This window comes from Aeromicrobium sp. PFPM2_SD2 (genome assembly GCF_057364525.1).
This window is the reverse complement of record NZ_JBNFNZ010000743.1, coordinates 1-689: the sequence shown is the minus strand read 5'-3', so window position 1 is coordinate 689 and position 689 is coordinate 1. Positions and strand designations below refer to the sequence as shown.

Here is a 689-nt window from a genome sequence, read left to right as displayed (position 1 = left end):
CGTCCATCACGGCGGGGCAGCGGGCGCGCCACAGGCCGCTCACGGTGCCGAGCCGGGGGGAGGGTCACCGAGCCCGACGAACCGGTAGGCGGGGATGCGGTCGTCCGGCGCAGCAGCCCGAACAGGCCGGACGCGACCGCGAGCGAGCGGTCGGCCGCTCGCGGGCGTCCGCGGGCAGCGTGGCGAGGTCGAGGTGGCTGAACAGCACCCCGGTGTAGACCTCGTCGGCGCGGGCCGTCGGCTCCTCGCGCAGGGCGGCGTTGGTGGTCAACGCGTCCGCCTGGGTGGGGCCGAGCCCGAGCACCTCCATGGCCCGTGCCGGACGTCCGGCGCTGAGCCGCACCAGGGCGTCGAGCACCCGGGTGCGGGTGCGGGTGAGCGCCGGGAAGGCGAGGGTCTCCAGGTCGAGGACGGGGCCGTCGGACGGCCGGGTCTTGCCCTCGGAGGGCGGCAGCAGGACGAGCACCCGGTGACCCTACCGAGTCACCACAGGAGGCTCGTCCACGCCCACAGGACGGTCGTGCACAGCAGACGAGGGCCGGCGTCGTGGCCAGCGCGAGCCGGTGCAGCTCGCCCAGCGTGGCCACCTCGCGGGCGGCCGAGCGCCACCACAGCAGGTTGGCCAGCGAGCCGACGAGCGTGAGGTTGGCTCCCACGCCGACGCCGACCAGCACGGCCAGCACGGTGGC

At 76.1% G+C, this 689-nt stretch carries 1 protein-coding gene; it reads right to left on the bottom strand.

Going from position 1 to position 689, the window contains the following annotated elements; all coding sequences use genetic code 11:
* Window positions 1–64: 64 nt before the first annotated feature.
* Window positions 65–466 carry a YaaA family protein gene (locus AC2W7G_RS17840; RefSeq protein ID WP_485869606.1) on the bottom strand — a complete coding sequence of 134 codons (402 nt, stop codon included), beginning with the start codon at window positions 464–466 and terminating at the stop codon, window positions 65–67.
* Window positions 467–689 lie beyond the last annotated feature (223 nt).